The 25,222-nt window shown below is 70.3% G+C and carries 22 protein-coding genes; 10 read left to right on the top strand and 12 right to left on the bottom strand.

All coding sequences use genetic code 11. The annotated features are described in order from the left end of the window. Positions 1-44 precede the first annotated feature (44 nt). From ACH34Q_RS20315 to ACH34Q_RS20295, 5 genes are read left to right on the top strand one after another with little or no spacing between them, the layout of a single operon-like run. On the top strand, positions 45-920 hold the full coding sequence (locus tag ACH34Q_RS20315) for a VOC family protein (protein WP_395984554.1): 876 nt from the start codon (positions 45-47) through the stop codon (positions 918-920). Then, positions 917-2,590, top strand: a complete 1,674-nt coding sequence (locus ACH34Q_RS20310) for an FAD-binding protein (protein WP_395984553.1) — start codon at positions 917-919, stop codon at positions 2,588-2,590. Before ACH34Q_RS20315 ends, ACH34Q_RS20310 begins: the two co-directional genes overlap by 4 nt. Next, positions 2,587-3,738 carry a Rieske 2Fe-2S domain-containing protein gene (locus ACH34Q_RS20305; protein ID WP_395984552.1) on the top strand — a complete coding sequence of 384 codons (1,152 nt, stop codon included), beginning with the start codon at positions 2,587-2,589 and terminating at the stop codon, positions 3,736-3,738. Before ACH34Q_RS20310 ends, ACH34Q_RS20305 begins: the two co-directional genes overlap by 4 nt. Before the next feature lie 2 nt (positions 3,739-3,740). Further along, positions 3,741-3,971 (top strand): hypothetical protein, encoded by a 231-nt coding sequence (locus ACH34Q_RS20300; protein WP_395984551.1) that lies wholly within the window; start codon positions 3,741-3,743, stop codon positions 3,969-3,971. Between the two features lie 6 nt (positions 3,972-3,977). Continuing rightward, positions 3,978-4,733, top strand: a complete 756-nt coding sequence (locus ACH34Q_RS20295; RefSeq protein WP_395984550.1) for an SDR family NAD(P)-dependent oxidoreductase — start codon at positions 3,978-3,980, stop codon at positions 4,731-4,733. A 75-nt stretch (positions 4,734-4,808) separates the two neighbouring features. Here ACH34Q_RS20295 and ACH34Q_RS20290 read toward each other — a convergent pair whose 3' ends face one another. From ACH34Q_RS20290 to ACH34Q_RS20280, 3 genes are all read right to left on the bottom strand, one after another. Further along, positions 4,809-5,213: a MerR family transcriptional regulator gene (locus ACH34Q_RS20290; RefSeq protein ID WP_395984549.1), complete on the bottom strand. Its 405-nt coding sequence runs from the start codon at positions 5,211-5,213 to the stop codon at positions 4,809-4,811. A 114-nt stretch (positions 5,214-5,327) separates the two neighbouring features. After that, on the bottom strand, positions 5,328-6,800 hold the full coding sequence (locus ACH34Q_RS20285) for a SulP family inorganic anion transporter (RefSeq protein WP_395984548.1): 1,473 nt from the start codon (positions 6,798-6,800) through the stop codon (positions 5,328-5,330). A gap of 214 nt (positions 6,801-7,014) precedes the next feature. Then, the gene (locus tag ACH34Q_RS20280) at positions 7,015-8,631 is read right to left on the bottom strand and encodes a peptide chain release factor 3 (RefSeq protein ID WP_395984547.1); all 1,617 of its coding nucleotides are present in this window, start codon (positions 8,629-8,631) and stop codon (positions 7,015-7,017) included. A gap of 315 nt (positions 8,632-8,946) precedes the next feature. Here ACH34Q_RS20280 and ACH34Q_RS20275 point away from each other — a divergent pair, with 315 nt between their 5' ends. Continuing rightward, positions 8,947-9,675 (top strand): spermidine synthase, encoded by a 729-nt coding sequence (locus ACH34Q_RS20275; protein ID WP_395984546.1) that lies wholly within the window; start codon positions 8,947-8,949, stop codon positions 9,673-9,675. Between the two features lie 13 nt (positions 9,676-9,688). Here the strand turns inward: ACH34Q_RS20275 and ACH34Q_RS20270 are convergent, their stop codons facing one another. The 3 genes from ACH34Q_RS20270 to ACH34Q_RS20260 form a co-directional block, all read right to left on the bottom strand. Then, the gene (locus tag ACH34Q_RS20270) at positions 9,689-9,988 is read right to left on the bottom strand and encodes a DUF6506 family protein (protein WP_395984545.1); all 300 of its coding nucleotides are present in this window, start codon (positions 9,986-9,988) and stop codon (positions 9,689-9,691) included. 74 nt (positions 9,989-10,062) lie between these two features. Beyond that, positions 10,063-10,923: a LysR family transcriptional regulator gene (locus ACH34Q_RS20265; protein ID WP_395984544.1), complete on the bottom strand. Its 861-nt coding sequence runs from the start codon at positions 10,921-10,923 to the stop codon at positions 10,063-10,065. 66 nt (positions 10,924-10,989) lie between these two features. Next, positions 10,990-11,847, bottom strand: coding sequence for an alpha/beta hydrolase (locus ACH34Q_RS20260; protein WP_395984543.1), 858 nt, complete (start codon positions 11,845-11,847; stop codon positions 10,990-10,992). A 442-nt stretch (positions 11,848-12,289) separates the two neighbouring features. Between ACH34Q_RS20260 and ACH34Q_RS20255 the strand changes: the two genes are divergently transcribed. The 4 genes from ACH34Q_RS20255 (at position 12,290) to ACH34Q_RS20240 (ending at position 17,772) form a co-directional block, all read left to right on the top strand. Beyond that, the gene (locus tag ACH34Q_RS20255) at positions 12,290-13,369 is read left to right on the top strand and encodes an acyltransferase family protein (protein ID WP_395984542.1); all 1,080 of its coding nucleotides are present in this window, start codon (positions 12,290-12,292) and stop codon (positions 13,367-13,369) included. Between the two features lie 323 nt (positions 13,370-13,692). Next, positions 13,693-15,117 carry an SDR family NAD(P)-dependent oxidoreductase gene (locus ACH34Q_RS20250; protein ID WP_395984779.1) on the top strand — a complete coding sequence of 475 codons (1,425 nt, stop codon included), beginning with the start codon at positions 13,693-13,695 and terminating at the stop codon, positions 15,115-15,117. 107 nt (positions 15,118-15,224) lie between these two features. Next, positions 15,225-17,033, top strand: coding sequence for a CDP-glycerol glycerophosphotransferase family protein (locus ACH34Q_RS20245; RefSeq protein WP_395984541.1), 1,809 nt, complete (start codon positions 15,225-15,227; stop codon positions 17,031-17,033). A 115-nt stretch (positions 17,034-17,148) separates the two neighbouring features. Further along, entirely contained in the window at positions 17,149-17,772 is a 624-nt protein-coding gene (locus ACH34Q_RS20240) for an acyltransferase (RefSeq protein ID WP_395984540.1), read from the top strand. Between the two features lie 71 nt (positions 17,773-17,843). Here ACH34Q_RS20240 and ACH34Q_RS20235 read toward each other — a convergent pair whose 3' ends face one another. From ACH34Q_RS20235 to ACH34Q_RS20210, 6 genes are all read right to left on the bottom strand, one after another. After that, positions 17,844-19,418 (bottom strand): glycosyltransferase family 4 protein, encoded by a 1,575-nt coding sequence (locus tag ACH34Q_RS20235; protein WP_395984539.1) that lies wholly within the window; start codon positions 19,416-19,418, stop codon positions 17,844-17,846. A gap of 86 nt (positions 19,419-19,504) precedes the next feature. Beyond that, entirely contained in the window at positions 19,505-19,660 is a 156-nt protein-coding gene (locus ACH34Q_RS20230; protein ID WP_395984538.1) for a hypothetical protein, read from the bottom strand. Then, positions 19,657-20,976 carry a nucleotide sugar dehydrogenase gene (locus ACH34Q_RS20225; RefSeq protein WP_395984537.1) on the bottom strand — a complete coding sequence of 440 codons (1,320 nt, stop codon included), beginning with the start codon at positions 20,974-20,976 and terminating at the stop codon, positions 19,657-19,659. The genes ACH34Q_RS20230 and ACH34Q_RS20225 overlap by 4 nt, the downstream gene beginning before the upstream one ends. A gap of 3 nt (positions 20,977-20,979) precedes the next feature. Then, positions 20,980-22,533: a glycosyltransferase family 2 protein gene (locus tag ACH34Q_RS20220; RefSeq protein WP_395984536.1), complete on the bottom strand. Its 1,554-nt coding sequence runs from the start codon at positions 22,531-22,533 to the stop codon at positions 20,980-20,982. Between the two features lie 55 nt (positions 22,534-22,588). After that, positions 22,589-23,605, bottom strand: a complete 1,017-nt coding sequence (locus tag ACH34Q_RS20215) for a Gfo/Idh/MocA family protein (RefSeq protein WP_395984535.1) — start codon at positions 23,603-23,605, stop codon at positions 22,589-22,591. Next, complete coding sequence (locus ACH34Q_RS20210) at positions 23,602-24,711, bottom strand: DegT/DnrJ/EryC1/StrS family aminotransferase (RefSeq protein WP_395984534.1); 1,110 nt, start codon at positions 24,709-24,711, stop codon at positions 23,602-23,604. Before ACH34Q_RS20210 ends, ACH34Q_RS20215 begins: the two co-directional genes overlap by 4 nt. Between the last annotated feature and the right edge of the window lie 511 nt (positions 24,712-25,222).

Below are 25,222 nucleotides of genomic sequence, written 5' to 3'. Positions count from 1 at the left end.
ACGAAACCCCTGCCGATCCTCCCGGACGAACTGGAGCACCGATCATGATCACTTCCCTGGGTTACCTGCGCTTCGAGACCGCCGACCTCGCCAAGTGGAGCGCGTTCGGCTCCGAGGTCCTCGGCCTGGAGAAGGTCGAGGGACCGGACGCGGACGCGCTGTACTTCCGGCACGACGAGTACGCCAACCGCTTCACGTTCGTCCCCGGCGACACCGACCGGCTGCTCGCCGCCGGCTGGGAGGTCGCCAACGCCAAGGCGCTGGCGGAGACGGTCGAACGGCTGGAGAAGGCCGGCCACACCGTCTCGGCCGGTACGGGTGAGGAGGCCGCCGACCGTCGCGTCGAGGGCCTGGCCCACGTGGACGACCCGAACGGCAACCACCTGGAGATCTACTACTCCCCGGCGATGAACCACGCGCCGCAGGCCAACCCGTACGGGAACCGGTTCGTCACCGACGGGCTCGGCCTCGGCCACATCGTGCTGTCGGCCGCCGACATCGAGGCGTCGTTCGCGTTCTACACCGAGCTGCTCGGCTTCCGGCACCGCGACTCGCTGCGCTTCCCGGCCGCCGCGTTCGGCGGGCCCGAGGGCGACATGAACTGGGTGCGCTTCCTGGGCGTCAACCCGCGCCACCACAGCCTCGGCCTGTGCGAGGTTCCGCTGCCCGGCATGATCTTCCACTTCATGCTGGAGCTGACCACGCTGGACGCGGTCGGGCGCGGTCTCGACCGGTTCCACCAGGCCGGGTACGACATCCAGCAGTCCCTCGGCCGGCACACCAACGACAAGATGGTGTCGTTCTACGCCGCGACGCCCGGCCCGTTCCAGGTCGAGTACGGCTACGACGCGATCCTCGTGGACGACGCCACCTGGACGGTCAAGGAGATCACCGAGGACGCGTACTGGGGCCACAAATGACCCCGCCCGGCTGGGACCACGAGTACGACGTCGTGGTGGTCGGCTCCGGTGCCGGCGGCCTGGCCGCCGCGACGACCGCGCGGCTGCGCGGGCTGTCGGCGCTGGTGGTGGAGAAGACCGGTAAGTACGGCGGCTCGTCCGCGCTGTCCGGCGGTGCGATCTGGGTCCCGAACAACGTCTACCTAGAACGCGCCGGCGAACGGGACACCGTCGAGAACGCCCGCAAATACTTCGATGCCACGGTCGGCGACCACGTACCGGAGGAGCGCAAGGACGCCTACCTCGCGCGCGGCCCCGAGATGGTCGAGTTCTTCGACCGGAAGACCTCGTGGATCAGGTTCATGTACACGCCCGGCTACTCCGACTACTACCCGGAGGCGCCCGGCGGACGGCCGCAGGGACGCTCGGTCGAGCCGTGCATCGTGAACGGGAAGAAGCTCGGCCCCGAGTTCCCGAACATGCGCCGCGCGGGCCTGCCGACCTACGGCCTGACCATGACGTCGGCCGACTTCGGCAAGCTCAACATGGTCATGCGGACCTGGAAGGGCAAGCGGACGTCCCTGCTCGTCGGCCTCCGGGCCGTGAAGGCCCTGGTCACCGGCCAGAAGCTGCTGTCGCTCGGCGAGGCCCTGGTGGCGCGGCTGCGGCTCGCGCTCCAGGAGGCGGGCGGCGAGCTGTGGCTGAACGCGCCGTTCGAGGACCTCGTCGTCGAGGACGGCCGGATCACCGGCATCAAGGTCGTCCGGAACGGCAAAACGGTCCGGGTCCGTGCGCGCGGCGGAGTGATCCTCGCCGCCGGAGGCTTCTCCCGTGACCAGCAGCTCCGCGAGGAGCACCTGCCCAAGCCGACCAATACGGACTGGTCGCACGCCTCGGAGGGCCAGACCGGCGACACGCTGCGCGCCGGACTGGCGGCCGGGGCCGCGACCGACCTGATGGACAAGGTGTGGGGAGCGCCGTCGGTACCGACCCCGGACGGGCGGCTGTTCTTCCTCGTCGCCGACCGCGCCATCCCGTCCATGGTCATCGTGGACGCCGAGGGCGAGCGGTACGCGCGGGAGTCGCTGCCGTACCACGAGTTCCTGGACGCGATGTACGCGCACGGCGAGAAGGCGATGACCTCGTGGATGATCATCGACGAGTGGGCGCACAAGAAGTACATCTGGGTCGGCCTCTTCCCCGGCCAGTCCTTCCCCAAGGACTGGAAGGACGGCTTCCTCAAGTCCGGTGACACCGTCGAGGAACTCGCCGGGAAGATGGGCGTCCCGGCCGGTCGGCTCAAGGCGACCGTCGAGCGCTTCAACGAGATGGCCGGGCGCGCCAAGGACGAGGACTTCGGCAGGGGCGACAGCGCCTACGACAACTACTACGGCGACCCGACGCTGCCCAATCCCAACCTCCGCCCGATGAAGGGCCCCTTCTACGCCGTCCCGGTCGTCCCCGGGGACATCGGCACCAAGGGCGGCCTGGTCACCGACCCCGAGGCCCGGGTGCTGCGGCCGGACGGCTCGGTGATCGAGGGCCTGTACGCGACCGGGAACTGCTCGGCCGCCGTCACCGGCGAGACCTATCCCGGTCCGGGCGCCACGCTCGGCCCGGCGATGACCTTCGGCTACGTCGCCGCGTCCCACATCGCGGCCACGCACAAAGCTCAGGGAGTTTCGGCATGAACCACCGCGTCATCGAAGCCGCGCCGCCGCCCACCCGGTTCGCCCGCGGCTGGCACTGCCTCGGCCTGGCCGACTCGTTCAAGGACGGCAAGCCGCACGCCGTGGAGGCGTTCGGGACCAAGCTCGTCGTCTTCCAGGGCGGCGACGGTGAACTGAAGGTCCTGAACGGCCACTGCCCCCACATGGGCGGCGACCTCACGCAGGGCACCATCAAGGGCGACGCGATCGCCTGCCCGTTCCACGACTGGCGCTGGGTCGGCGACGGCAAGTGCGCCGGCATCCCGTACGCGCGGCGCGTCCCGCGTGCGGCGCGTACCAAGGCGTGGCTGGCGATGGAGGAGAACCGGCAGCTGTTCGTCTACAACGACCCCGAGGGCAACCCGCCGCCGCCCGAGGTGACCATCCCGCGCATCGAGGGCGCGTTCAGCGACGAGTGGTCGTCGTGGACCTGGAACCAGCTGCGCGTGGACGGCTCGCACTGCCGGGAGATCGTCGACAACGTCGTGGACATGGCGCACTTCTACTACGTGCACTACGCGCTGCCGACGTACTTCAAGAACGTCTTCGAGGGCCACGTCGCGACGCAGTACTTCGACGGTGTCTCCCGCGACGACGCGTCCCTCGGCCTGGTGCCCGGCGCGGAGACGCAGCAGATCACGCAGCGGTCGGAGGCGGCCTACTACGGCCCGTCCTACATGATCGACTACCTGTGGAACGAGGCGGCCGGCATGTCCGTCGAGACCGTCCTGATCAACTGCCACTACCCGATCAGCGACAGCGCCTTCATGCTCCAGTGGGGCGCGGTCGTGAAGAAGTTCCCCGGGATGTCGGACGAGGACGCGAACGCGATGGCGGCGCAGGTCGCCGAGGGCGTCGGGCTCGGCTTCATGCAGGACGTCGAGATCTGGAAGAACAAGACCGCCATCGACAACCCCCTGCTGTGCGACCAGGACGGCCCGGTCTACCAGCTGCGCCGCTGGTACGAGCAGTTCTACGTGGACGTCGCGGACATCGCCCCGGAGATGGTCGACCGGTTCGAGTTCGAGATCGACACCGAGCGGGCCGTCGAGGTGTGCAAGAAGGAGGTCGCCGAGAACGTCGCCAACGGCGTCTCGCACTCCATGATCCCCCGGTCGCTGCGGGTCTGAGCATGGACCCGGTCGGCTGCCGGACCTGCGGAACCCGCGTCCTGGTCCACAAGAACAGCCCGCCGCACACCACCGTCCAGTGGACGAGCGACGCCGCCGTCGCCTGCGCGGAGATCGCCGCGCGGGTGGCGGGCGGCGAGTACGCGGCGCGGGTCCGGCACTGCGCCGCCCTCCGCGCGTCCATCGAGCAGGCGGTACGCGACGGCCACGTGAAGATCGACTACCCCGAATGAGGTCCCATGGCACGGCTTGACGGCAAGGTCGCCCTGATCACCGGCGGCGCGCGCGGCATCGGCGAGGCGCACGCCCGCGCCTTCGTCGCGGAGGGCGCGAAGGTCGTGATCGGCGACATCCTCGAGGAGCGCGGCACCGCCCTCGCCGACGAGATCGGTGCGACGTTCATCCGGATGGACGTCACCAGCTCCGCCGCCTGGACGGCGGCCGTCGACCGTACGGTCGAGCTGCACGGGAAGCTGAACGTCCTGGTCAACAACGCGGGCATCCTGCGCTTCCGTACCGTCGCCGAGATGACCGAGGAGGAGCTGCGCCAGGTCCTCGACATCAACCTGATCGGCCCCTGGCTCGGCATGAAGGCGGTCATCGAGCCGATGAAGGCGGCCGGTGGCGGCTCGATCGTCAACACCTCCTCGATCGAGGGGTACGCGGCGGCCGGCGGCCTGTCGGCGTACGCGGCCAGCAAGTTCGGCGTGCGCGGCATCACCAAGGCCGCCGCGCAGGAGCTCGGACCGTTCGGTATCCGGGTCAACTCCGTACACCCGGGCGGCGTCGCCACCGAGCTGGCGCTCGACCCGGCCAACTCCGAGGCGACGAACATCGATGGTGAGGCCTTCTTCAAGGCGCTGCCGCTCGGCCGCTGGGGACAGCCGCAGGACATCGCCGGAGCGGCCGTCTACCTGGCCTCCGACGAGTCCGCGTACTGCACGGGCACCGAGATCCTCGTGGACGGCGGCCTGCTGAGCGGCCCCGGCTACTGACACCCGGCTCTCAACTACGTTGACTCGTGGCGTGTTCGCCCTTGGCGCCGCCCGTGGAGGCGAACACGCCACGAGTCAACGTTGGGGGGAGTGACGGCGGAGCTCGGTCGCCAGCTCGGCGGAGAACTGCTCGGCGTCGGCGAGCCGGGTGCGCATCTTGTCGCAGCGCTCCTCGACCAGGGCCCGGTAGAGCGTGAGCCGCTTGGTCAGGTCCGTACGGTCGGTGTCCTCGGGCTCCCCGGCTTGGAGCTCGTCGAGAATGGTGAGCAGGTCACGCATCTCTTCGAGCGTGAAGCCGAGCGGTTTCATCCGCTTGATGACGAGGAGGCGGGCGACGTCGTCGTCGGTGTAGAGGCGGAACCCGCCCTGCGAACGCGCGGAGGGCGGGGCGAGCCCGACCTCCTCGTAGTGCCGGATGGTGCGCAGGCTCAGCCCCGTACGGTCGGCGACCTCGCCGATCTGCATGCGCGTGGCGCCCATCGAGCTCCTTCCGGGGCCACCGGCGGGCGATGACCGATTCCGTCCGGCCAAGCTTGCCATCACTTCCTGGCGGCGGGTGCGGTGGTTTCAGTGGCTGCCGGTGGGTGGGGTGGTTCAGTGGCTGCCGGCGAGTTCGCCGCTGAGGGTGCCGTGCATCCGGGCGCTGCCCTCGTTCAGGCCGATGATCTCGACGGTCTTGCCGCGGGAGGCGTACTTGGTGGTGACGGCGTCCAGCGCGGCGACCGAGGAGGCGTCCCAGATATGGGCGCCGGTCAGGTCGATGACGACGTGCTCGGGATCGCCGGCGTAGTCGAACTGGTACACCAGGTCGTTGCTGGAGGCGAAGAACAGCTCGCCGGTGACCGCGTACACGGCGTGGCCGCCCTCGGGATCGGTGACCGCCGAGACGTTGACCAGGTGCGCCACCCGCCGGGCGAAGATCACCATGGCGGTGAGCGAGCCGACGATCACGCCGATGGCCAGGTTGTGGGTGGCCACGACGACCGCGACGGTGACGACCATGACGGTGGTCTCGCCGATCGGCATCCGCTTCAGGGTGGCCGGGTGGACCGAGTGCCAGTCGAACGTCCCGAACGCGACCAGGACCATCACCGCGACCAGGGCGGCCATCGGGATGTCGGACACGATCGGCCCGAAGACGATGCACAGCACCATCAGGAACACCCCGGCCAGGAAGGTGGAGATCCGGGTCCGGGCGCCGTTCTTGACGTTGATCATCGTCTGGCCGATCATCGCGCAGCCGCCCATCCCGCCGAAGCAGCCGGTGACGACGTTGGCGATGCCCTGCCCGATCGACTCGCGGGTCTTGTTGGAGTGGGTGTCGGTCATGTCGTCGACCAGCTTGGCCGTCATGAGCGACTCCATCAGCCCGACCAGCGCGAACGCGAACGCGTACGGCGCGATCAGGGTCAGGGTGTCCAGGGTGAACGGGACGTCCGGGAGGCCGGGGACCGGTAGCGAGGAGGGGAGAGCGCCCTTGTCGCCGACGTTCGGGACGGCGATGCCGGCGCCGACGGTGAGCGCGGTCAGCGCGACGATGGACACCAGCGGGGCCGGGACCACCTTGGTGATCCTGGGGAACAGGATCATCAGCGCCAGCCCTGCCAGGACCAGCGGATAGACGGGCCACGGGACGTCCCGCAGCTCGGGGACCTGGGCCATGAAGATCAGGATGGCCAGCGCGTTGACGAACCCGAGCATCACCGACCGGGGCACGAACCGCATCAGCCGCGCCACCCCCAGCGAGCCCAGGACGATCTGGAACACCCCGCCCAGGATCACGGCGGCGATCAGGTAGCCCAGCCCGTGCTCGCGCGACAGCGGCGCGACCACCAGCGCGATCGCGCCGGTCGCGGCCGAGATCATCGCGGGCCGGCCGCCGACGATCGCGATGGTGACGGCCATCGTGAACGAGGCGAACAGGCCGATGCTCGGATCCACCCCGGCGATGATCGAGAACGAGATCGCCTCGGGGATCAGCGCCAGCGCCACCACCAGGCCGGCCAGCACCTCGGTACGGAGCAGCTTGGCGGTGATCGGATGGGCGGGCTTCAGGCGGCGCGCCATGACGGCAGGCAGGGACAAGACACTCCAGACAAGGGGGTTCGCGCACTCCGGACACCGTGCAGCCCGGACACGGTGCACTCCGGACACGGGGAGGTCGCGGCAGAGAGGCGCCGCGTATCCGGCGGCCGCGATCTCTACTCTAACGTGACAGGAGAGTCGGATATGCCGTACGAGACGACGATCACACCGGCGGCCGGCCGGCCGCCTGCCGAGGTCAGCCGGCGATGTCCGCGGCGAGCATGGGGGTGAGGGTCAGCTCCGGCTGCTCGCGCTCGATGGCGCGCATCCGCCACTTGTCGACGAAGATCGCGATCAGTGAGCCGTCCAGGGCGCGGGTCAGTACCTCGACGCCGCGCCTGCCGGTCAGCCCCTCGACCGACTCCTTGTCGGTGATCCGGGCGGTCGTGTAGTCCAGCCGGTTCAGCTCGACGGGCGCGTTGAACTCGTGCTCCATCCGGGCGGTGACCACATCGAACTGCAGCGGCCCGACGGCGGCCAGCACGGGCGCCTGGTCACCGCGCAGATCGCTGCGCAGCACCTGGACGACCCCCTCGCTGCCGAGCTGGTCGATCCCGCGCCGGAACTGCTTGGCGCGGCCGTTGTCCTTGACCCGCGCCACCATGAAGTGCTCGGGCGCGAACGCCGGGATCGGCGGGAACACGACCGGGGTCTTGGCGTACAGGGTGTCGCCGACCGTCAGCCCGGACGCGTTCGGCAGGCCGATCACGTCGCCCGGATAGGCGGCGTCCAGCGTCGAACGGTCCCGACCGAACACCGTCTGGGCGTACTTGGTGGCCAGCGGGCGGCGCGTCTCGGCGTGGACGAGCGACATGCCGCGCTCGAACCGTCCCGAGCAGACCCGGACGAACGCCAGCCGGTCGCGGTGCGCGCGGTCCATCCCCGCCTGCACCTTGAACACCTGGCCGGAGAACGGTGCCGACACGGGACGCGAGGTCCCGTCGGCCGCCGGACGGGCCGAAGGCGGCGGCGCCAGCCGGCACACGGCCTCCAGCAGCGAGCCCACGCCGAAGTTCGGCAGACCGGCTCCGAACAGGACCGGCGTGCAGATCCCGGCGTGGAAGGCCGCCATGTCGAGGTCGGCGGCGATCTCGTCCAGCAGCGCCAGCTCCTCCTGCGCCGTCTCCCAGGCCTCGCCCTCCTCGGCCGCGGCCTGCTCGGCGGGGATCTCCTCGGCGATGGCGCGGGTGGCGCCGCCGGGCGTACGGCGGAAGCGGGTGTACGTGCCGCTCGCGCGGTCGATCAGGCCGCGGAAGTCGCCGGCGATCCCCACCGGCCAGTTCAGCGGCGCGGGACGCAGGCCGATGCGCTGCTCCACCTCGTCCAGCAGTTCCAGCGGCTCGCGGCCCGGCCGGTCCCACTTGTTGACGAACGTGAGGACCGGGATGCCGCGGTGGCGGCACACGTCGAACAGCTTGAGCGTCTGGGTCTCCAGGCCCTTGGCCGAGTCCAGCAGCATGATCGCCGCGTCCACCGCCGCCAGCACCCGGTAGGTGTCCTCGGAGAAGTCGGCGTGCCCGGGGGTGTCCAGCAGGTTCAGCAGCGCGCCGCCGTACTCGAACCGCAGCACCGACGAGGTGATCGAGATGCCCCGGGTGCGTTCGATCTCCATCCAGTCCGACGTCACGCCCCGGCGCCCGGACTTGCCGTGCACCGCGCCGGCCTGCTCGATCGCCGCCGCGTGCAGCGCCAGCGCCTCGGTCAGGGTCGACTTGCCCGCGTCGGGGTGGCTGATCACCGCGAACGTCCGGCGCCGTGCCGCCTGCGCCACGACGTCCGCGGACGCGCCGGCCTTCTCGTTGCCTGACGTCACCGTGCTTCCCTCCGTACTCCGCCTCGCCCGGCCGGCGCGGCACCGCGCCGGCCCGCCCTGGGCGCCCAGCACTCTACCCTTACGTTAGGGTACGTTTAGGTCGCCGACCGGGCCGCGCCTCCCGGGCCGAGGGGCCGTAGGGCCCGCGGGCCGGGAGGGCACCGCATCTCCTCGGAGACCGGTCCGCGCCGGTCCGTGCCGGCCAGTGCCGGCGGTCCGGGCGCGAGCCGTCCGGCTCGGCGACTCCCGAGCCTATCTCCTCGTTTTACCCTCACGCCCGGGTAGAGTCGCTGTTCGACCTTGGGAAGGAGCCGGATGGGTGCACTGTTCGAAGAACTCGACTGGCGCCCGACGCGGCTGGGCGCCGTCAGCCTGCGGCGCCGCCGGGATCCCCTGTCGGGGACCGAGGTGTACGAGATCAAGCTCGACGACGACTTCCTGATGTCCAGCCTGTGGACGCTCGGGGAGGTCGAACTCGCCCGCCTCGGCCTGGCCGCCCTGCCGGGGACCGACCTGGACGTCGTGGTCGGCGGGCTCGGCCTCGGCTACACCGCCGAGGCCGCCCTGGACGATCCCCGCGTGCGCTCCCTCGCCGTCGTCGAGACGCTCGCCGAGGTGATCGAGTGGCACCACAAGAAGCTGGTCCCGCTGGGCGAGCGGCTGACGTCCGATCCCCGCTGCGAGCTGGTCGAGGGCGACTTCTTCGCGCTGGCCGGTACCCCGTCCGGCCTGGCGCGGGACGGCGACCGGCGGTTCCACGCCGTGCTGCTCGACATCGACCATTCGCCGGAACACGTGCTCAACAGCAGCCACGAGTCCTTCTACCGGCCCGAGAAGCTGCGGATCCTGGCCGGGCAGCTCCATCCCGGCGGCGTCTTCGCCCTGTGGTCCAACTCCCCGCCGGACGCCGCGTTCAACGCCCTGCTCGGTGAGGTCTTCCACGAGTCGGCCGCGCACATCGTGGAATTCCCCAACCCCGTCCAGGGCGGTACGGCGACCAACACCGTCTACGTCGCCACCACGGAGCCCGCGCAGGCGTCCTGACCGGCGGGTCCGTTCAGGAGAAGATCGCGTGGACCTGGTCGACGGCCTCGGGCCCGTACCCGACGGCACCCACCGGGACACGGCCGCCGACCGCCTCGATGACCCGGGCCGTCCACACCGGACCGAACGCCCCGCACAGCTCGATCAGCTGCGCGCCCTGGTCGGCCAGCCGCCGCGCGGCGTCCGGTGCCTGCTCGACGGACCGGAGCGCGACCAGCTCCGTACGGCATCCATCGGTGTCGGCCGTCGACCACCGGCCCTCCGGATCGACTCCCGGCGCCGTGTAGATGAAACCCCAGTGCGTGAGGGCCATGTGGACCATCCTCCCGTGCTCGTGTACGGGCCCAGCCAAGGTGATCAGCCGGAGTCCTGTCCACGAGGTGCCGCCTACGGCCCGAGAGGGAACGCCTCCTGCAGCAGGTCACGTACGAGGTCGGAGTCGCGGTGGGCCAGAACGTGGCGTACACGCAGTGGCTTGCCGGTGAGCGGAATCCACACCGTGCCATCGAGCGCCGACCAGGCGGGGCGCAGAGCGACGAGGTCACGCTCGTAGCGCAGCTCGGCCGCGAACAGCCCTTCCCTAGCGTCGCGTTCCCGGACGCGGCTCGGCGTCCATCCCGCTGCCCGGCACGCGGCGAGCACCTCGTCGTGGTAGCCGGGCGCGAGTTCCCGTGCGAACCACAGCAGTTCCTGACCCTCCAGGTCGGTCAGGCCAAGGGTCCGGCGACGCGCGTACGGATGGGAATCGGCGACCAGAACTCCGAGCGGCGCGTCCCCGACGGGTGCCGTCTCCAGGCCCGCCGCGTCCGCAGGGAGGACCACGATCCCCAGATCCAGGCCGCACGCGCGGATGAGATCCGGCTGCCGCGACGTGGGCAGATCGAGGAAATGCGGCTCCACGTCCAGCTGTTTCGCGGCTTTCCACAGGGCCGGAACGATCTGCGGCGGTGACCCAGGCGTCACACCGATCCGGAGCACCCGCTGTCCCGTTGCGGCATCCCGCGCCGCTTGCGCCGCCTGGTCGGCCGCCTCCAGCAGCACGGTGGCCCGGGGCAGCAGCGCCAGCGCCGCCGCGGTCGGGACCATCCCGCCGGGCGTACGCCGGAACAGGTCGACGCCCAGGTCGCGCTCCAGAGCGAGGATCTGCTGGCTGAGCGAGGTCCCGCGCATCCCGAGCCGCTCGGCAGCCCGGGTCAGATGCCGCTCCTCGGCGACGGCCTGGAAGTAGCGCAACCGGCGAAGATCCATGCGCCGAGACTACGGACCCGGAACGCAGCGCGGCCGTCCACTGGACGGCCGCGCTCGGTCGATGGGTCAGTACGGGCAGGTCGCGCGGTACTCCTGAATCGTCGAGCTATTACCGGCGGGTGGCGGGCAGAGGAACTGGTTGTAGCGGGTGTCTTCGTCGACCCAGCGCTTCAGCCACGAGATCGCGTATTTGGCGATGGTGTTGTTGTCGCTGGTGAAGGTGAAGTGGCCGGCGTTCTCCAGCTCCATGTAGGCCTTTTCGATGCGGAGCTGCTCGTAGAAGGGCTCGGAGTGCGCGCCGGTCCCGGCGATGATGTCGTTGTCGGCGCCCATCACGAAGGTGGGCACGGTGATCGAACCGAAGTTGACGCCGAGGTCCCAGGGCGCCAGCGGGATGGCGGCCTTGAGGCTGGGCGTCTGCTGCGCGGCGCGGAGCGTACCGCCGCCACCCATGGACCAGCCCATGACGGCCAGCCGCGCGGGGTCGACGCGGTTCCTGACGGTGGCGTCCTTCTTGATGTAGTCCAGCGCCGACAGCAGCTGCGCGGCCCGTGCCTCGGGCAGGTCGAACCCGGTCGTGGTCTCGATCGTCATGACCACGAAGCCCTGCGAGGCCAGGCGCGGGCCGTACCAGGACACCAGTGCCTCGGGCGAGATGAAGCCGGGCGACACCGCGACCGCACCGAACGTCCCCTGACTGGTGTCCCTCGGGTAGTACAGCGTGCCCTCCCGGATGCCCGGGTGGCTGAACGCGGTGACCTTCTTGGAATCGATCGCGAACGGGCCCAGCTTGGCCGTGACGCTGGATTCGGTCGGATCCGGACCCCGTTCGTACGGATTGGCCGCGGCCTGAACCGCAGGGATGGTCATGAATCCGGCGATGAGCGCGCCCATCGCCAGAATCAGCTGGAACGGTCTTCGCATCGGCTGGAGTGTCCCTTCGAGGAAGCGGAATTTTGCGTCCGGCCCCACGGAGAGGAGTGCGGTCTCGCGCGTTCTCCTTTGTCGATCCCCTGGCCGGTGCGAAGATTTTGAAGGGCCGCCGAGGCGTTTTCATCGCCGTTCCTGGAGCGTGTTCGGCGCGCGACTTGTCAGAGCCCTGAGCGGTTCACCCGCCACTGGAAGTCACCCGACGCGCTGCAGGGCCTTCTCGCGGTATCCGGCGGGCGCCCGACTTCGGAGCTGCACGATCGGCGCGAGGTGAACAGCGTGCTGCTGGGCCGCTGGTCCTGACCGCCCGCGGTGGCGGTGCTCAAGGGAGCGGGTGAACCTCTCGGGACGATCCGACCGGCCTGCCCGGCTCGCCGAACGACTGATCGGCCATTCCGGTATGCTCCCGAATCCTTCCAAAGAAGCAGATTCTTCTATGACCCAGACTTCCGAGCCGCCCGTCGCGAGCGAGATCGTCGAGGAGCGTTCCCCCCAGCGCTCGCCGGAGCAGCCGAAGGGCGCGGTTCCGCGCCGGCGCGATCCGCACCTCGACAACGCCAAGTTCCTGGCGCTCATGCTCGTGGTGGCCGGGCACGGTGTCGCGGGCCTGCGGGAAGTCCCGCTGGGCGCCGCGATCTACAACTACTTCTACATGTTCCACATGCCGGTGTTCGTGGTGGTCAGCGGCTACCTCTCCAAGAGGTTCACCTTCACCGACGACAAGGTCGTGGGGCTCGTCGGCTCGACCCTCGCCCCCTACGCGCTTTTCCAGACCGCCTATGCCCTTTTCGCCTGGCAACTCGGCGGGCGGTCCTTCCAGATCGACCTGCTGGACCCGTTCTTCCTGTGCTGGTTCCTGGTGGCACTGTTCGTGTGGCGGCTGCTCACCCCGATCTGGCGACGGCTGCGGTATCCGGTGGCGGCGGCCGTGCTCGTGTCCCTTCTGGTGTTCATGAGCGATATCGGCAACACACTGGATCTGCACCGGATCATCGGGCTGCTGCCGTTCTACGTCCTCGGGCTCACGCTCCGGCCCGAGATGCTGGAGATCGTCCGTCGTCCCGCCGCGCGGATCCTGGGCGCCGTGATCCTGCTGGGCGGATTCGTCCTCGCCTACTTCACCTACGACCACATGAACGTGGCCTGGCTCCGTTGGGACACCGCCAACGGCGAGCTGGGCGTCGACGAGCTGACCGGCACGCTGATGCGGATGGCACTGCTCGTCCTGGCCCTCGTGCTCAGCGCCGCCTTTCTCGCCGTCGTCCCGTCCCGCCGCACCTGGTACACCGCCCTTGGTGCCGCGACGCTGTACGCCTACCTCTTGCACGGCTTCCCCGCCCGGCTGTTCACGTACATGGGCTGGGACGGGCTCGACGTTCTCCAGAGCGTTCCAGGCGTGCTGGTGACGGTGGTCGCGTTCTTCGGGATCGGCATACTGCTGAGCACTCGCCCGGTCTGCCGCGTGACCCGCTGGGCCGTCGAGCCCAATATCCGGCCGCTGTTCACCAAGCGGTGACAAGAGGGTCGCGACGCGCCGCCACCGGTGCGTCCGCGGCATCTGACCGGCCGCCTGTGGTGATTACCCGTTGACCAGGCGCATTGTCCGCGGCGGCGGTCGGCCATTCCGTCACGGCCCGGCCGCTGGAAACAAGAAAAGCCCTCATATACCCCCAGAACGGGTACCATAACCCTCGCCAGTGCCCCCGCACGTGTCATTGCTCAACACGAGCACCCCTCCACGCTGCGACGCAGTCGCGCCGCACCGATCCCACTGGTGATCGCAGGGTCAACCCCGGTGGCCGGACGGCCGCCGCACAGGTAAAGGACAAATGCGTGGTCATGGCACCGCGGGCCGAGCATCGCACCGTTGCCGTCATCCTGGCGGGTGGCAGCGGGCAGCGGATGGGCCTGAGCACTCCCAAGCAGCTGCTCAAGATCAGCGGTAAGACGATGCTGGAGCACACGCTCGCCGTCTTCGAAGGGGCACCAGAGGTCGACGAGATCGTCCTGCTGATGATCCCCGGTTTCCTCGACGATGCGAACGCGTGCGTGAAGAAGGCCGGCTGCCGGAAGGTCAGCCGCGTGCTCACCGGCGGGACCTCGCGGAACGCGACGACCCAGCTCGCGCTGGACGCCCTCGCCGACCACCCGGCCGAGACCACCAACGTGCTCTTCCACGACGCGGTGCGCCCCCTTCTGTCGCCGCGCATCATCAGCGACTGCGTGGCCGCTTTGGGCGAGCACCTGGCCGTGGACGTGGCCATCCCGTCGGCGGACACGATCATCCAGGTCGACGGCGACGTGATCGTCGACGTACCGCGCCGGGCGAACCTGCGCCGCGGCCAGACCCCGCAGGGCTTCCGGCTCGCCACCATCCGCGCCGCGTACGAGAAGGCGTGGCAGGACGAGGACTTCGAGGCGACCGATGACTGCTCGGTCGTGCTGAAGTACCTGCCCGGTACGCCGATCTACGTCGTCCCCGGCGACGAGCACAACATGAAGGTCACCGCGCCCGTCGACATGTTCGTCGCGGACAAGCTGTTCCAGCTGGCCTCGTGGAACGCTCCTGACCTGGCCGATGAGGAGTACACCGAGGCGCTCACCGGAAAGACCGTGGTCGTGTTCGGGGCCAGCCAGGGCATCGGCGAGGCCGTCGCCGAGCTCGGCCGGCGGTTCGGCGCGCGCGTCTTCGGCTACAGCCGGGGCGCGACCCGTACCTACGCCGAGCGGCCCGCCGACGTCGCCGCCGCGCTGGCGCAGGCGTACTCGGCGACCGGACGCGTCGACTTCGTCGTCAACACCGTGGGCGTGCTGAAGATCGGCCGGCTCGACACGATCGACGTCGAGGCCATCGAGGAGACGCTGCGCGTCAACTACCTCGCGCCGATCCACATCGCCCGCGCGGCGTACCCGTACCTCGCCAAGACCGGCGGCCAGCTGCTGCTCTACACCTCCAGCTCCTACACGCGCGGGCGTGCCGAGTACAGCCTGTACTCCTCGGCGAAGGCCGCCACGGTCAACCTGACCCAGGCGCTGGCCGACGAGTGGTCCGCCGACGGCGTGCGGATCAACTGCATCAACCCCGAGCGGACCAGCACCCCGATGCGGACCGTGGCGTTCGGCCAGGAGCCGCCGAACAGCCTGCTCAGCGCCGACCAGGTCGCCAGGACCTCGTTGAACGTGCTGCTCTCGGACTTCACCGGGCAGGTCATCGACGTGCGCCGCGAGGACCCGCTCGCCGGCTTCGGCGGCCGCTCCGGCTGACCCCCATCGCCTTGCAGAACATCTGCCGCCATCGGAGGCGGCAGATGTCCGTTACCCTTCGTATCCGCCGCTCCCTCCAGAGCCGCGCTGATCAGACGGAGGCGGCCGTGCGGCGCTCCTTCCCCGGTTATCCGACGCTCCTAGAGAATTCCCCGGCCCTGTTCCTGCCCGTCACTCTGGGACTGCTGCTCGCGGCGGCCCTGGCGGGTGGCCCCGGCTGGTTCCTCGGCGCCGCGATCCTGTGCCACTTGGTCGAACTGGCTGTAGAACAGCGGATGCCCGACGCCGGCAAGGCGCTGCGCCGCGGGCAGATGGGGCCGGGCATGCGGGTGCTGACGCGGCAGGCCGCGTTCGTCGTGCTGCTCGTCCAGGCCGGTGACGTCGCCGACTGGACGGTGGCGGCGGCTGCCACCGGCTTTTTCCTCCTCGACTGGTTCCGTACCCTGGTACTGGCGAGCGGGGCCGGACTCCGCAACACCAATCGGCTTCCCTTCGCCACACGTGACCTGGGCCCGAGCGAGTGGGCGACCCCGTCGGCCGAGTCCGCCTGGCAGGCGTGGCTGTTCCGCATGGTCGAAGGACACGCCGACGCGGCCCCCCTCCTTCTCGGCGCCGCCGGGGTGATCGTCGGAGTGCCCGCGCTGGTGCCCGGCGGACTGCTGATCACCGCGGTCGGGACATCGATCATCTTCGCCGGGCAGGCCGGACGGCTGCGGCGGATGCGTCCCCTGCTCGACTCCGCGCGCGTCGCGCGCGACGTGCAGCGCCGGGTGACCGCCTACAAGCCCGAGGTCCTGCTGTACTTCACCGGTACGGCGGTGAACGCCTACCAGGCCAACATGTGGCTGAACACCATGGAACGGCTGGAGCGCAAGGCGATGGTCCTCGTCCGCGCGCCGGAGGTCGTCGGGGCACTGGCTCCCACGTCGCTGCCGGTCGTCTGCGTGACCAGCGGCGAGGACATCATGAACTTCGACTGGTCGACCGTGCGGGTGGCGCTCTACACCGGCAACACCGGCAAGAACCTCCACCTCCTCCGGGAACCCGACATCAAGCATGTCTTCATCGGCCACGGCGACAGCGACAAGGACTCCAGTTCCAACCCGGTGAGCAAGGTCTTCGACGAGGTCTGGGTGGCCGGACCGGCCGGCCGCGACCGCTACCTGAACTCCGATGCCGGGGTACGCGACGAGGCCATCGTCGAGGTGGGACGCCCCCAGCTCTCCGGCATCACCGCGGAGCCGTCCGGGAACCCGGTGCCGACCGTGCTGTACGCCCCCACGTGGGAGGGCTGGGACAGCGACCACAGCTACAGCTCCCTGCTCCCGATGGGCGAGAAGATCATTCGCACGCTGCTGGAGCAGGGCGACCGGTTCCGCGTCATCTACCGGCCGCACCCGTACACGGGAACGCGGACGGCCGCCGCTCTCGCCGCGCACCATCGCGTCATCAAGCTGATCGAGCAGGCGAACCGGAGCGGCGGCGTCGATCACCGCGTGGTCACCGGGGCGGAAGCCTCGCTGCACGACTGCTTCAACCAGTCGGACATGCTCATCACCGACATCTCGAGCGTGATCTCCGACTACATGCCGAGCCTGAAGCCCTACGTGGTCGCCAACCCCGGCGGGAGTGACGAGAGCGCCTTCAAGGCCGAGTTCCCGTCCGCGTCCGCCGCGTACCTCCTGGGCCCGGACTGCGCCGAGCTGGCCGGCATCATTCCCGTCGCGGAGGCGCGCGGCTCCGACCCGCTGGCCGAGGAGCGGCGCAAGCTCAGGGACTACCTGCTGGGCCCCGAGCACCCGGACGCGATGACGCGGTTCGCCACGGCCGTCGACGCGCTCGCCGCGGCCGGACCCCGGTCGACCATGCACGCCGCTGTCCTTTCGCCGGCCGCGCCGCTGCAGGAACTGCTCTGAAGCGGCAACGGCCTATCCTGGCTGGACCCCTGACCGAACCCCTGGCTGGACCCGGCACCGGACCAGAACCCCGGCCTCGGACCGAGGCCGGCCACCCCGCGAAGGAAGGCGGCGAATGAATCACCGGATCACGCCGAGCGCCCAGGTCGACCCGACCGCGGAACTCGGCGAGGGGACCACGGTGTGGGACCTCGCCCAGATCCGCGAGGACGCCCGGCTGGGAGCGGGCTGCATCGTGGGACGCGGCGCGTACGTCGGAGCGGGCGTGCGGATAGGCGACAACGTCAAGCTGCAGAACCACGCGCTCGTCTACGAGCCCGCGGTGCTGGAGGACGGCGTGTTCGTCGGCCCGGCCGTCGTCCTCACCAACGACCGCGCGCCCCGTTCGGTGGATCCCGACGGGAAGCTGAAGCGCGGCGGTGACTGGGAGGCCGTCGGTGTGCACGTCGCCGAGGGCGCCTCGCTCGGTGCCCGCAGCGTCTGCGTCGCGCCGGTACGGATCGGCCGCTGGGCCATGGTCGCCGCCGGGGCCGTCGTGACCCGTGACGTCCCCGACTTCGCCCTCGTGGTGGGCGTCCCCGCCCGCCGGATCGGCTGGGTCGGCAGGGCCGGGGTCCGGCTGGCGGCGCGGCCGGACGAGCCGGGCGCCTGGGAGTGCCCGCGGACCGGCGCGGTCTACGTCGAGACCGCCGCCGGAGACGGAACGGACGAGCCCGTCCTCACCGAGAAGTCAGGATGAGCCGCTAGCGCAGCCGTCGCACGCCCGATCCGCCAGGACCGGGCGCGCGACGGCGCCGCACGGCATCCGGTTCAGACGGTCGCCCTGGCGGGCTCCGGCGAGCCCGAGCCCGCGGGCAGCAGCCCGGCGTAGACGTCGTCCATGACCTCGGCCTGCGCCTCCCAGGTCCATTCGTGGAGCAGGTCGGAGCGGTTCTCGTACACCTCGCGGTACCGTTTCGGGTCGGCGAGCACGGCCTGCACGGCCCGGACGTAGTCGTCGCCGTCCTTGGCGCGGAACACCTCGCCCTGCCCGGTTCCGCGCACCATGTCGCCCATCGCCCTCACATCGCTGACGATGATCGGCAACCGCGCGTGCGAGTACTCGAAGAACTTCGTGATCAGCGCGATCTCGTGGTTGGGCCAGTGGTGGATCGGGATGACCCCGAAATCGGCCGCCGACAGGAACGGCACGATCTGGTAGAACGGCACGTACGGCAGCACCGACACGCGGCCGGCCACGCCGAGCTCGGCCGCACGGTCGATGACGCTCCTGACGTAGTCCGACTTCGGCTTGGACACCACGAGCGCGACGTGCAGGCCGGGCGTCCGCGGCAGGGTCTCGATCATGATGTCCAGCCCGCGCTGCGCGGCGGCGGCGCCGCTGTAGACCGCCAGCGGCGTGTCCGGGCCGATCCCGCACAGCTCCCGCAGGTCCGGTACGGGCTCGGCGGCCTGCTCCTCGGACACGGCGATCGGGGCGTTGAGGACGACGGTGGGCTTGTCCCGCAGGTGGTGCCGTTCGACCAGCATCTCGGCGAGCTCCTCCGACACCGTCATCACCGCGTCGGCGTGCCCGGCGTACTCGGCCTCGTGCGCGCACATCGCCGGATGCCACCGCGGGCCGGCACGCCACGGGCTGATGCCCGGCAGGAACTCGTGCGCGTCCCAGACCAGCTTGACGGTCCCGCCCTTGGCGCGCCTGCGCTGCGCCGCGCGGGCGCCGACGCCGATCATCCGGAAGTCGTTGGCGTGGATGATGTCGGGCTGCAGCTTGTCGATGGCCCGCCCGTACGGGATCTCCCAGTCCCACAGGCCACGGTCCAGGACCCGCCAGGAGCGGTCACCCAGCAGCGCCTTCCAGAACTTCACGGCGAGCCGTTCGATCGGCGAGTTCGGATTCGTTTTCGCCTTGGTCAGGGCGGCGGTCCGGCCCTCCCGGAAGGAGACCCACTTGTCCTGGACCTTCACCACGATCCGCCGCGCCGCCAGCCAGGCGGTGCCCAGCGGGCGCCGGGACGGCTCCAGCGTGAACGCGGCGCGGCGCGCGGCCAGGTCGGCCCTCCTGGACTGGACCAGCCGCCGGCGGTACTCGGCGATCTCCGTGTGCGAGTACGCGAAGGGGCGGCGGAACAGGGTGCGCGGGAGCACGTGCCATGGCTTGGAGAGGATCATCGGCACCGGTACGAGGCTCACGTGGGCACCGCCCAGCATCCATGAACTCGGCTTCTTGCCGGGCGCGCGACCGATGAGGTGGACCTCCCAGCCGGCCTCGGCGGCCGACTGCGCCGCCTTCTGCACCCGGGAGTCCGCCGTGACCCCGTTATCGACGATCATGACGATACGGCCCCGCGGCGACGCGGTGCTGGTGCCGTCTTCGACCTGCATTCGGTTCTCCTCCACCGCCCTGCGGACGGTCCGGTCTCGGTTCGCGAAAGTTCTGTGGCGGGGGCCGGCATGCGGGCCGCCAGGTCCTAGCCGGCTCCGCTCTGTGTGACGGAGTAGAAGGCCGGCCGGAGCGGCCCCGGCGCCTCGACCATCGCCTGGACGAAGCTGCTCGCGAAGACCCGCTCAGGGACCGGGTAGCACGGGGTCACGATCGCGACGCTCCGGTCGGGAACCTCGCTCACCGGGCCGGCGACCCTTCGGCGGGCGGTCGCGTGGGGCCTCCGATGACGATCCGTTCCACACCGGCCCAGCGGTCGGGCTCGGTGATCCGGCGCCCGTCGACCAGGACCTTGACGCCCGGCAGGTCGGCCGGACCCAGCGCGCGGTACGCGGCGTGGTCGGCCTGCACGATCGCGGCGGTCACCGGCTCGTCCCGGTGCGGGGGGAGGCCCAGGGCCTGGAGCTCCGCCACCGTGTACATCGGGTCGGACACGTACGGGACGGCGCCGCGTTCCCGCAGCGCCTCGACGGCCGGGAAGACGCCGGAGAACGCCGTCTCCTTGACGCCGCCACGGTACGCCGCGCCGAGCACCAGGACGCCGGCACCGGTCAGATCCCCGTAGGCGTCCGCGAGGAGACCGACGGCGTACTCCGGCATCGCGGTGTTGGCGTCCCGGGCGGACCGCACCACGGTCGCGTCCGGGTCGTTCCACAGGTACATCCGCGGATACACCGGGATGCAGTGGCCCCCGACGGCGATGCCGGGCTTGTGGATGTGGCTGTACGGCTGGGTGTTGCAGGCCTCGATGACCTCGTTGACGTCCACCCCTACCTTGTCGGCGTAGCGCGCGAACTGGTTGGCGAGGCCGATGTTGACGTCGCGGTAGGTGGTCTCGGCGAGCTTGGCCAGCTCCGCTGCCTCGGCGGAACCCAGGTCCCACACCCCGTTGGGACGCGTCATGTCCGGACGCTCGTCGAAGTCGAGGACCTGCTCGTAGAAGTCCACGCCGTGCAGGGCGGAGTCGCCGTCGATGCCGCCGACGAGCTTCGGGTAGCGCCGCAGGTCGGCGAACACCCGCCCGGTCAGCACGCGTTCCGGGCTGAACACCACGTGGAAGTCGCCGCCCGCGGTCAGGCCCGATCCCTCTTCGAGCATCGGGGCCCAGCGATCACGGGTGGTACCGACCGGCAGCGTCGTCTCGTAGCTGACGAGCGTTCCGCGCCGGAGCCCCGCCGCGATCGAACGGGTCGCGGCGTCCATCCACCCGAAGTCGGGCGTTCCCGTCTCGTCCACGAACAGCGGGACGACCACGACGACCGCGTCGGACTCGGCGACGGCCGCCGTCGTGTCGGTGGTCGCCGACAGCAGCCCGGCTCCGACGGTCTCCCCGAGGTACAGGCCCAGATCCGCCTCGCCGGGGAAGGGCTCGCGCCCGGCGTTCACGTCGGCGACGACGCGTTCGTCCACATCGGCGCCGATCACCTGGTGCCCCTTGCGGGCGAACTGCACCGCCAGCGGGAGGCCGATCTTGCCGAGCGCGACCACGCAGATCCGCATGTGCTACTTACCTCCGAGCTGGGATGTCACGCGCCGGATCCGCCGGGCGACGGCCCGGGTCGGGCGGACCGCGGCAAAGTCGATCACCGTTCGCCGCCGTTTGTCGCCGCTCACCGTCAGCCGGTAAGGCCGGTTCCGGTACCAGACGAGTTCTCTCAGCGGGGGCACCGACGTGGGCACGGCGACCTCGTAGGTCTCATCGCCCGCGCTCAGTGCCAGCTTCAGCCCGTACCGGCTCCTGCCGTTCCGGCAGGCGGCCGCGAGCCGTTCCAGGGAGACCTCGGCGATCAGCTCCATGCCCTGCTCGCCGGGAAGCCGGTGCTGGGCGGGCTCGAGCGCGGCCTCCGTGCCGCCGTGAGGGGTGGCCGTGAGGCGGGCGACGGCGGGATCCTCGCGGTCGGGGCCCACGAACGGCGTCCGGACCGTGATCTGCAGGGTGTCGCCGTTCCGCCGCGCCTCGACCGTCCGCGCCTCCTCCGTGAGCCGCCGGCGCATGCCCTTGGTGATCTCGTACAGGCCGTCGGGAAGGGCGAGTTCGGGATCCTCGAAACCGTGGTAGGCGAAGTAGGCCCGGCCCTCCTTGAGCATGATCGGGTAGGCCCGTTCCGCCGCGTCGTCCCGGATCGCGGCGCACAGCCGGTCGACCTGGCCGTGCTGCGCCAGCCGCAGCCTGACCCGCCGCTTGATGGGCAGCAGGCCGAGCACCTCGTCGGTCACGTGCCGGTCGACGAGCGCGCCGACACGGGCGCACACGTCCCGCTGCGCGGCAGGGTCGAGTTCGAGAAGGCTCTCGCGGACCGGCTTGGTCAGCTCCCACTTGGCATGCCGGTGCACGATCGCGTCCCGGCGCGGTCCCGGCTCCAGCAGCTGCGCGACGAACGCGAAGAGATGCTCGGCGCACTCCAGCCGGGTGTAGATCTCCACGGAACCCTGGGTGATGTTGCCGCCGTCTTCGCGGAGCACCGCGTAGTAACAGGTGTAGTCGCCCAGCACCGAGATCCGCTCGGCCCGTACACACGCCTCGATGGTGAACGGCTGGTCGCTGCCGATCCGCATGTCCTCAGGGAACCGCAGCTTGTGCCGTTCCACCAGGTCGCGGCGGAAGAGCTTGCAGTTGGACAGCACCCACGGCAGATGAGAGTCGTGCAGGTCGATGTCGGGTTCGTTGGCGACGAACATTTGTGGCTGCACGATCCGCCCGTTGACGCCCTCCATCTTGCCGATGAGCACGTCCGAGCCGTACTCGTCGGCGGCCGCGACCATCCGTTCCAACGCTTCTAGGCCCAGATAGTCATCGGCACCGACGAAGTACACGTAGCGGCCGGTGGCCACGTCGAGAGCCCGGTTGCTGGGACCGGCGGGACCGCCCGAGTTGGGCTGGCGCAGCACCGTCACCACATCCGGGTACGCCTCGGCGTACCGGTCGAGCTCGGCCTCACTGCCGTCGGTGGAACCGTCGTCGACCGCGATGACCTCCATGCGGTCCGCGCCGATGCTCTGCCCCACCAGCGAGTCCAGGCAGGCGGTCAGGTAGGGCATCGTGTTGTAAACGGCCACGACCACAGTGACGTCAACGACGCCCGCTCCGCTGGCGCTCCGCTCCGGACCTCGGTCAGACGGCATCGAGCACCTCCGGCGCCTTCAGCGTGACGGTCTCTCCGAGTCGGGCCGACTCCAGCACAGCGGCCGAGACCTCGACCGTACGGAGTCCCTGGCGCAGCGTCACGATGTCACCCGTCCCCTCCACCATGGCATCGCGGAATCGTTCGTGCTCGACCTGCAGCGGCTCCCGCTTGGGGATCGCGTACCGGATCATGTCCCCCTCGGAGACACCTCGGAACGCCCGCAGCGCCTCCCATTCGGTGCTCACCTCGCCGTTGGCGTAGAACGTCAGGTCCGCCGTGAGCGTGTCGGCGACGAAGCAGCCGCGTTCACCGGTCACGACGGTGGTGCGCTCCTTGAGCGGGCTCAGCCAGTTCACCAGGTGGTTGACCATGGAACCGTCGGTGAGCCGCCCGACGGCCGCCACCATGTCCTCGTGCGGACGGCCGCTGCGCGCGACCGTGTGCGCGCAGACCGACACGTACGCCTCGCCGGTCACCCACGCCGTCAGGTCGATGTCGTGCGTGGCGAGGTCCTTGACCACCCCGACGTCGGCGATCCGGTGCGGGAACGGTCCCTGGCGGCGCGTGACCACCTGGAACACCTCGCCCAGCTCGCCCGCCTCCAGCCGGGTCCGCATGCTCTGCAGCGCCGGGTTGTAGCGCTCGATGTGGCCGACGCCCGCGACCAGACCCCGCGACTCGAACGCCGCCACGAGCCGTTCGGCGGCCTCCACCGACTCCGCCAGCGGCTTCTCGATCAGCGCGCCCACACCGGCCTCGGCCAGCTGGAGGCCGATCTCCTCGTGCAGCGCCGTCGGGCAGGCCACCACCGCGTAGTCGATGCCCAGCGCCAGCAGATCCGGCACCGTCGCCAGCAGCGGTACGCCGTGCGGCGCGGAGTCAGGACGTCCGGCCGGGTCCACGACCCCGACGAGGTCGACGCCGTCCAGCCCGTTCAGGACCCGGGCGTGATTGCGGCCCATCACGCCGAGCCCGATCAGGCCCGCGCGCAACCGGACGCTCACGAAGCGGCTCCGGTCTCGTTCACTGCGTCGGCCACGCGGACCAGCTCCTCTTCGGTGACCGCCGGGTGCACCGGCAGCGACAGGACCTCGGCGGCGGCCCGTTCGGTCTCGGGCAGGTCCCACCGCGGATCCGGCAGCCCGTCCTTCAGGTACGGCTTGAGCCGGTGAACCGGAGTCGGGTAGTAGACGGCGTTGCCGACCTGCCGCTCGTCCAGGTGCTTCTGAACGGCGTCGCGGTCGCCGCGGATCCGGACGGTGTACTGGTGGTAGACGTGCCGCGCGCCGGCCGCCACCGGCGGCGTGACGGCCCCAGTGATCTTCGCGTCCAGGAACTCCGCGTTGGCCCGGCGCCGGTCGGTCCACCCGGCCAGCTTCTCCAGCTGCACGCGCCCGATGGCCGCCGCAACATCGGTGAGCCGCATGTTCGCCCCGACGATCTCGTTGGCGTACCGCTGCTCCATGCCCTGGTTGCGCAGCAACCGCAGCGTCCGCGCCGTCTCCGCGTCCGCCGTGGTGACCATGCCGCCTTCGAGGGCGTGCATGTTCTTGGTCGGGTAGAAGCTGAAGCAGCCCACCGTCCCCATGGCCCCGGCCGGAATCCCGTTCAAAGCAGCCGCGTGCGCCTGGGCGGCGTCCTCCACGACGGCCAGCCCGTGCCGTTCCGCGAGCGGCCCGATCCGGTCCATCGCCGCCGGATGCCCGTACAGGTGCACCGGCATGATCGCCGCCGTGCGCGGGCCGATCGCCGCCGCGACGGCGTCCGGATCGAGGCAGAACGAGCCGGGCTCGATGTCGACGAAGACCGGCTCGGCGCCCACCAGCCGTACGGCGTTGGCCGAGGCCGCGAACGTGAACGAGGGGACGACCACCTCGTCGGCGGGCCCGATCCCCAGCGCCAGCAGGCTCAACTGGAGGGCCGAGGTCCCCGAGTTGACCGCGACGCAGTGCCGTCCGGCCACGACCTCGGAGAACTCCTCCTCGAACGCCGCGACCTCAGGACCCTGGACGACCCGGCCGCTGCGCAGCACGCGCACCGCGGCCTCGATCTCCGCGTCACCGATCACAGGCCTCGCCGCGGCGATGTGCTGCTCCGGTTCCACCGGCATGGACAGGCTCCTTACGGAGGGCTGGTGAAGAGGCGGCGTTGTCACTCAGGCGAAACAGAGCGCGACTGCGTGCCCACCACAGGCGAGAGAAACCCCACCTAACCGAAGGATTGTAGCCAAACCCGACTACAGCATGTTCAGAAGAAAATCCCGCTTCCCGAACCCCGCGGCCCAACCACCACGGGAAGCCCGCCGATGAACAGGGCATGCTTCTGCGCGCTGGGACGGCACCCTCCGTCCCCACGACCCGAAACCCGGCGACGGCTCCGCCGCCGACCACAAGAAGGCCGGCGGCTGAAACCTCATCGAGACCACGCCCAACGGCTGCGGGCCTCCAGAGAACGCGTGGCGAGCAGGGACCCGTCGGAGGCTTGAACGCGGACTGGCGCGGCTCCGACCGGAGAGCACACCGGACCAGGCACGACCAAGCCACGCCAGGACGCCCGGACCTCGCATTCCGTTGACTCGTGGCGTGTTGGCCTCCACGGGCGGCGCCAAGGGCGAACACGCC

Origin of the sequence: Actinomadura sp. 9N407 (genome assembly GCF_044326315.1) — a bacterium.
Lineage (GTDB): Bacteria > Actinomycetota > Actinomycetes > Streptosporangiales > Streptosporangiaceae > Spirillospora.
Note: the sequence above shows the minus strand (reverse complement) of the source record. Positions and strands in the feature narration are given on the sequence as shown.

Bases quoted from the DNA above. Each gene is read 5' to 3' on its own strand.
- ACH34Q_RS20260 (WP_395984543.1), bottom strand. From the start codon at position 11,847: ATGCGAAGACCGTTCCAGCTGATTCTGGCGATGGGCGCGCTCATCGCC.
- ACH34Q_RS20240 (WP_395984540.1), top strand. From the start codon at position 17,149: ATGAATCACCGGATCACGCCGAGCGCCCAGGTCGACCCGACCGCGGAA.
- ACH34Q_RS20250 (WP_395984779.1), top strand. From the start codon at position 13,693: ATGGCACCGCGGGCCGAGCATCGCACCGTTGCCGTCATCCTGGCGGGT.
- ACH34Q_RS20315 (WP_395984554.1), top strand. From the start codon at position 45: ATGATCACTTCCCTGGGTTACCTGCGCTTCGAGACCGCCGACCTCGCC.
- ACH34Q_RS20310 (WP_395984553.1), top strand. From the start codon at position 917: ATGACCCCGCCCGGCTGGGACCACGAGTACGACGTCGTGGTGGTCGGC.
- ACH34Q_RS20290 (WP_395984549.1), bottom strand. From the start codon at position 5,213: ATGGGCGCCACGCGCATGCAGATCGGCGAGGTCGCCGACCGTACGGGG.
- ACH34Q_RS20305 (WP_395984552.1), top strand. From the start codon at position 2,587: ATGAACCACCGCGTCATCGAAGCCGCGCCGCCGCCCACCCGGTTCGCC.
- ACH34Q_RS20275 (WP_395984546.1), top strand. From the start codon at position 8,947: ATGGGTGCACTGTTCGAAGAACTCGACTGGCGCCCGACGCGGCTGGGC.
- ACH34Q_RS20225 (WP_395984537.1), bottom strand. From the start codon at position 20,976: ATGCGGATCTGCGTGGTCGCGCTCGGCAAGATCGGCCTCCCGCTGGCG.
- ACH34Q_RS20210 (WP_395984534.1), bottom strand. From the start codon at position 24,711: ATGCCGGTGGAACCGGAGCAGCACATCGCCGCGGCGAGGCCTGTGATC.
- ACH34Q_RS20295 (WP_395984550.1), top strand. From the start codon at position 3,978: ATGGCACGGCTTGACGGCAAGGTCGCCCTGATCACCGGCGGCGCGCGC.
- ACH34Q_RS20255 (WP_395984542.1), top strand. From the start codon at position 12,290: ATGACCCAGACTTCCGAGCCGCCCGTCGCGAGCGAGATCGTCGAGGAG.
- ACH34Q_RS20235 (WP_395984539.1), bottom strand. From the start codon at position 19,418: ATGCAGGTCGAAGACGGCACCAGCACCGCGTCGCCGCGGGGCCGTATC.
- ACH34Q_RS20265 (WP_395984544.1), bottom strand. From the start codon at position 10,923: ATGGATCTTCGCCGGTTGCGCTACTTCCAGGCCGTCGCCGAGGAGCGG.
- ACH34Q_RS20300 (WP_395984551.1), top strand. From the start codon at position 3,741: ATGGACCCGGTCGGCTGCCGGACCTGCGGAACCCGCGTCCTGGTCCAC.
- ACH34Q_RS20285 (WP_395984548.1), bottom strand. From the start codon at position 6,800: ATGGCGCGCCGCCTGAAGCCCGCCCATCCGATCACCGCCAAGCTGCTC.
- ACH34Q_RS20270 (WP_395984545.1), bottom strand. From the start codon at position 9,988: ATGGCCCTCACGCACTGGGGTTTCATCTACACGGCGCCGGGAGTCGAT.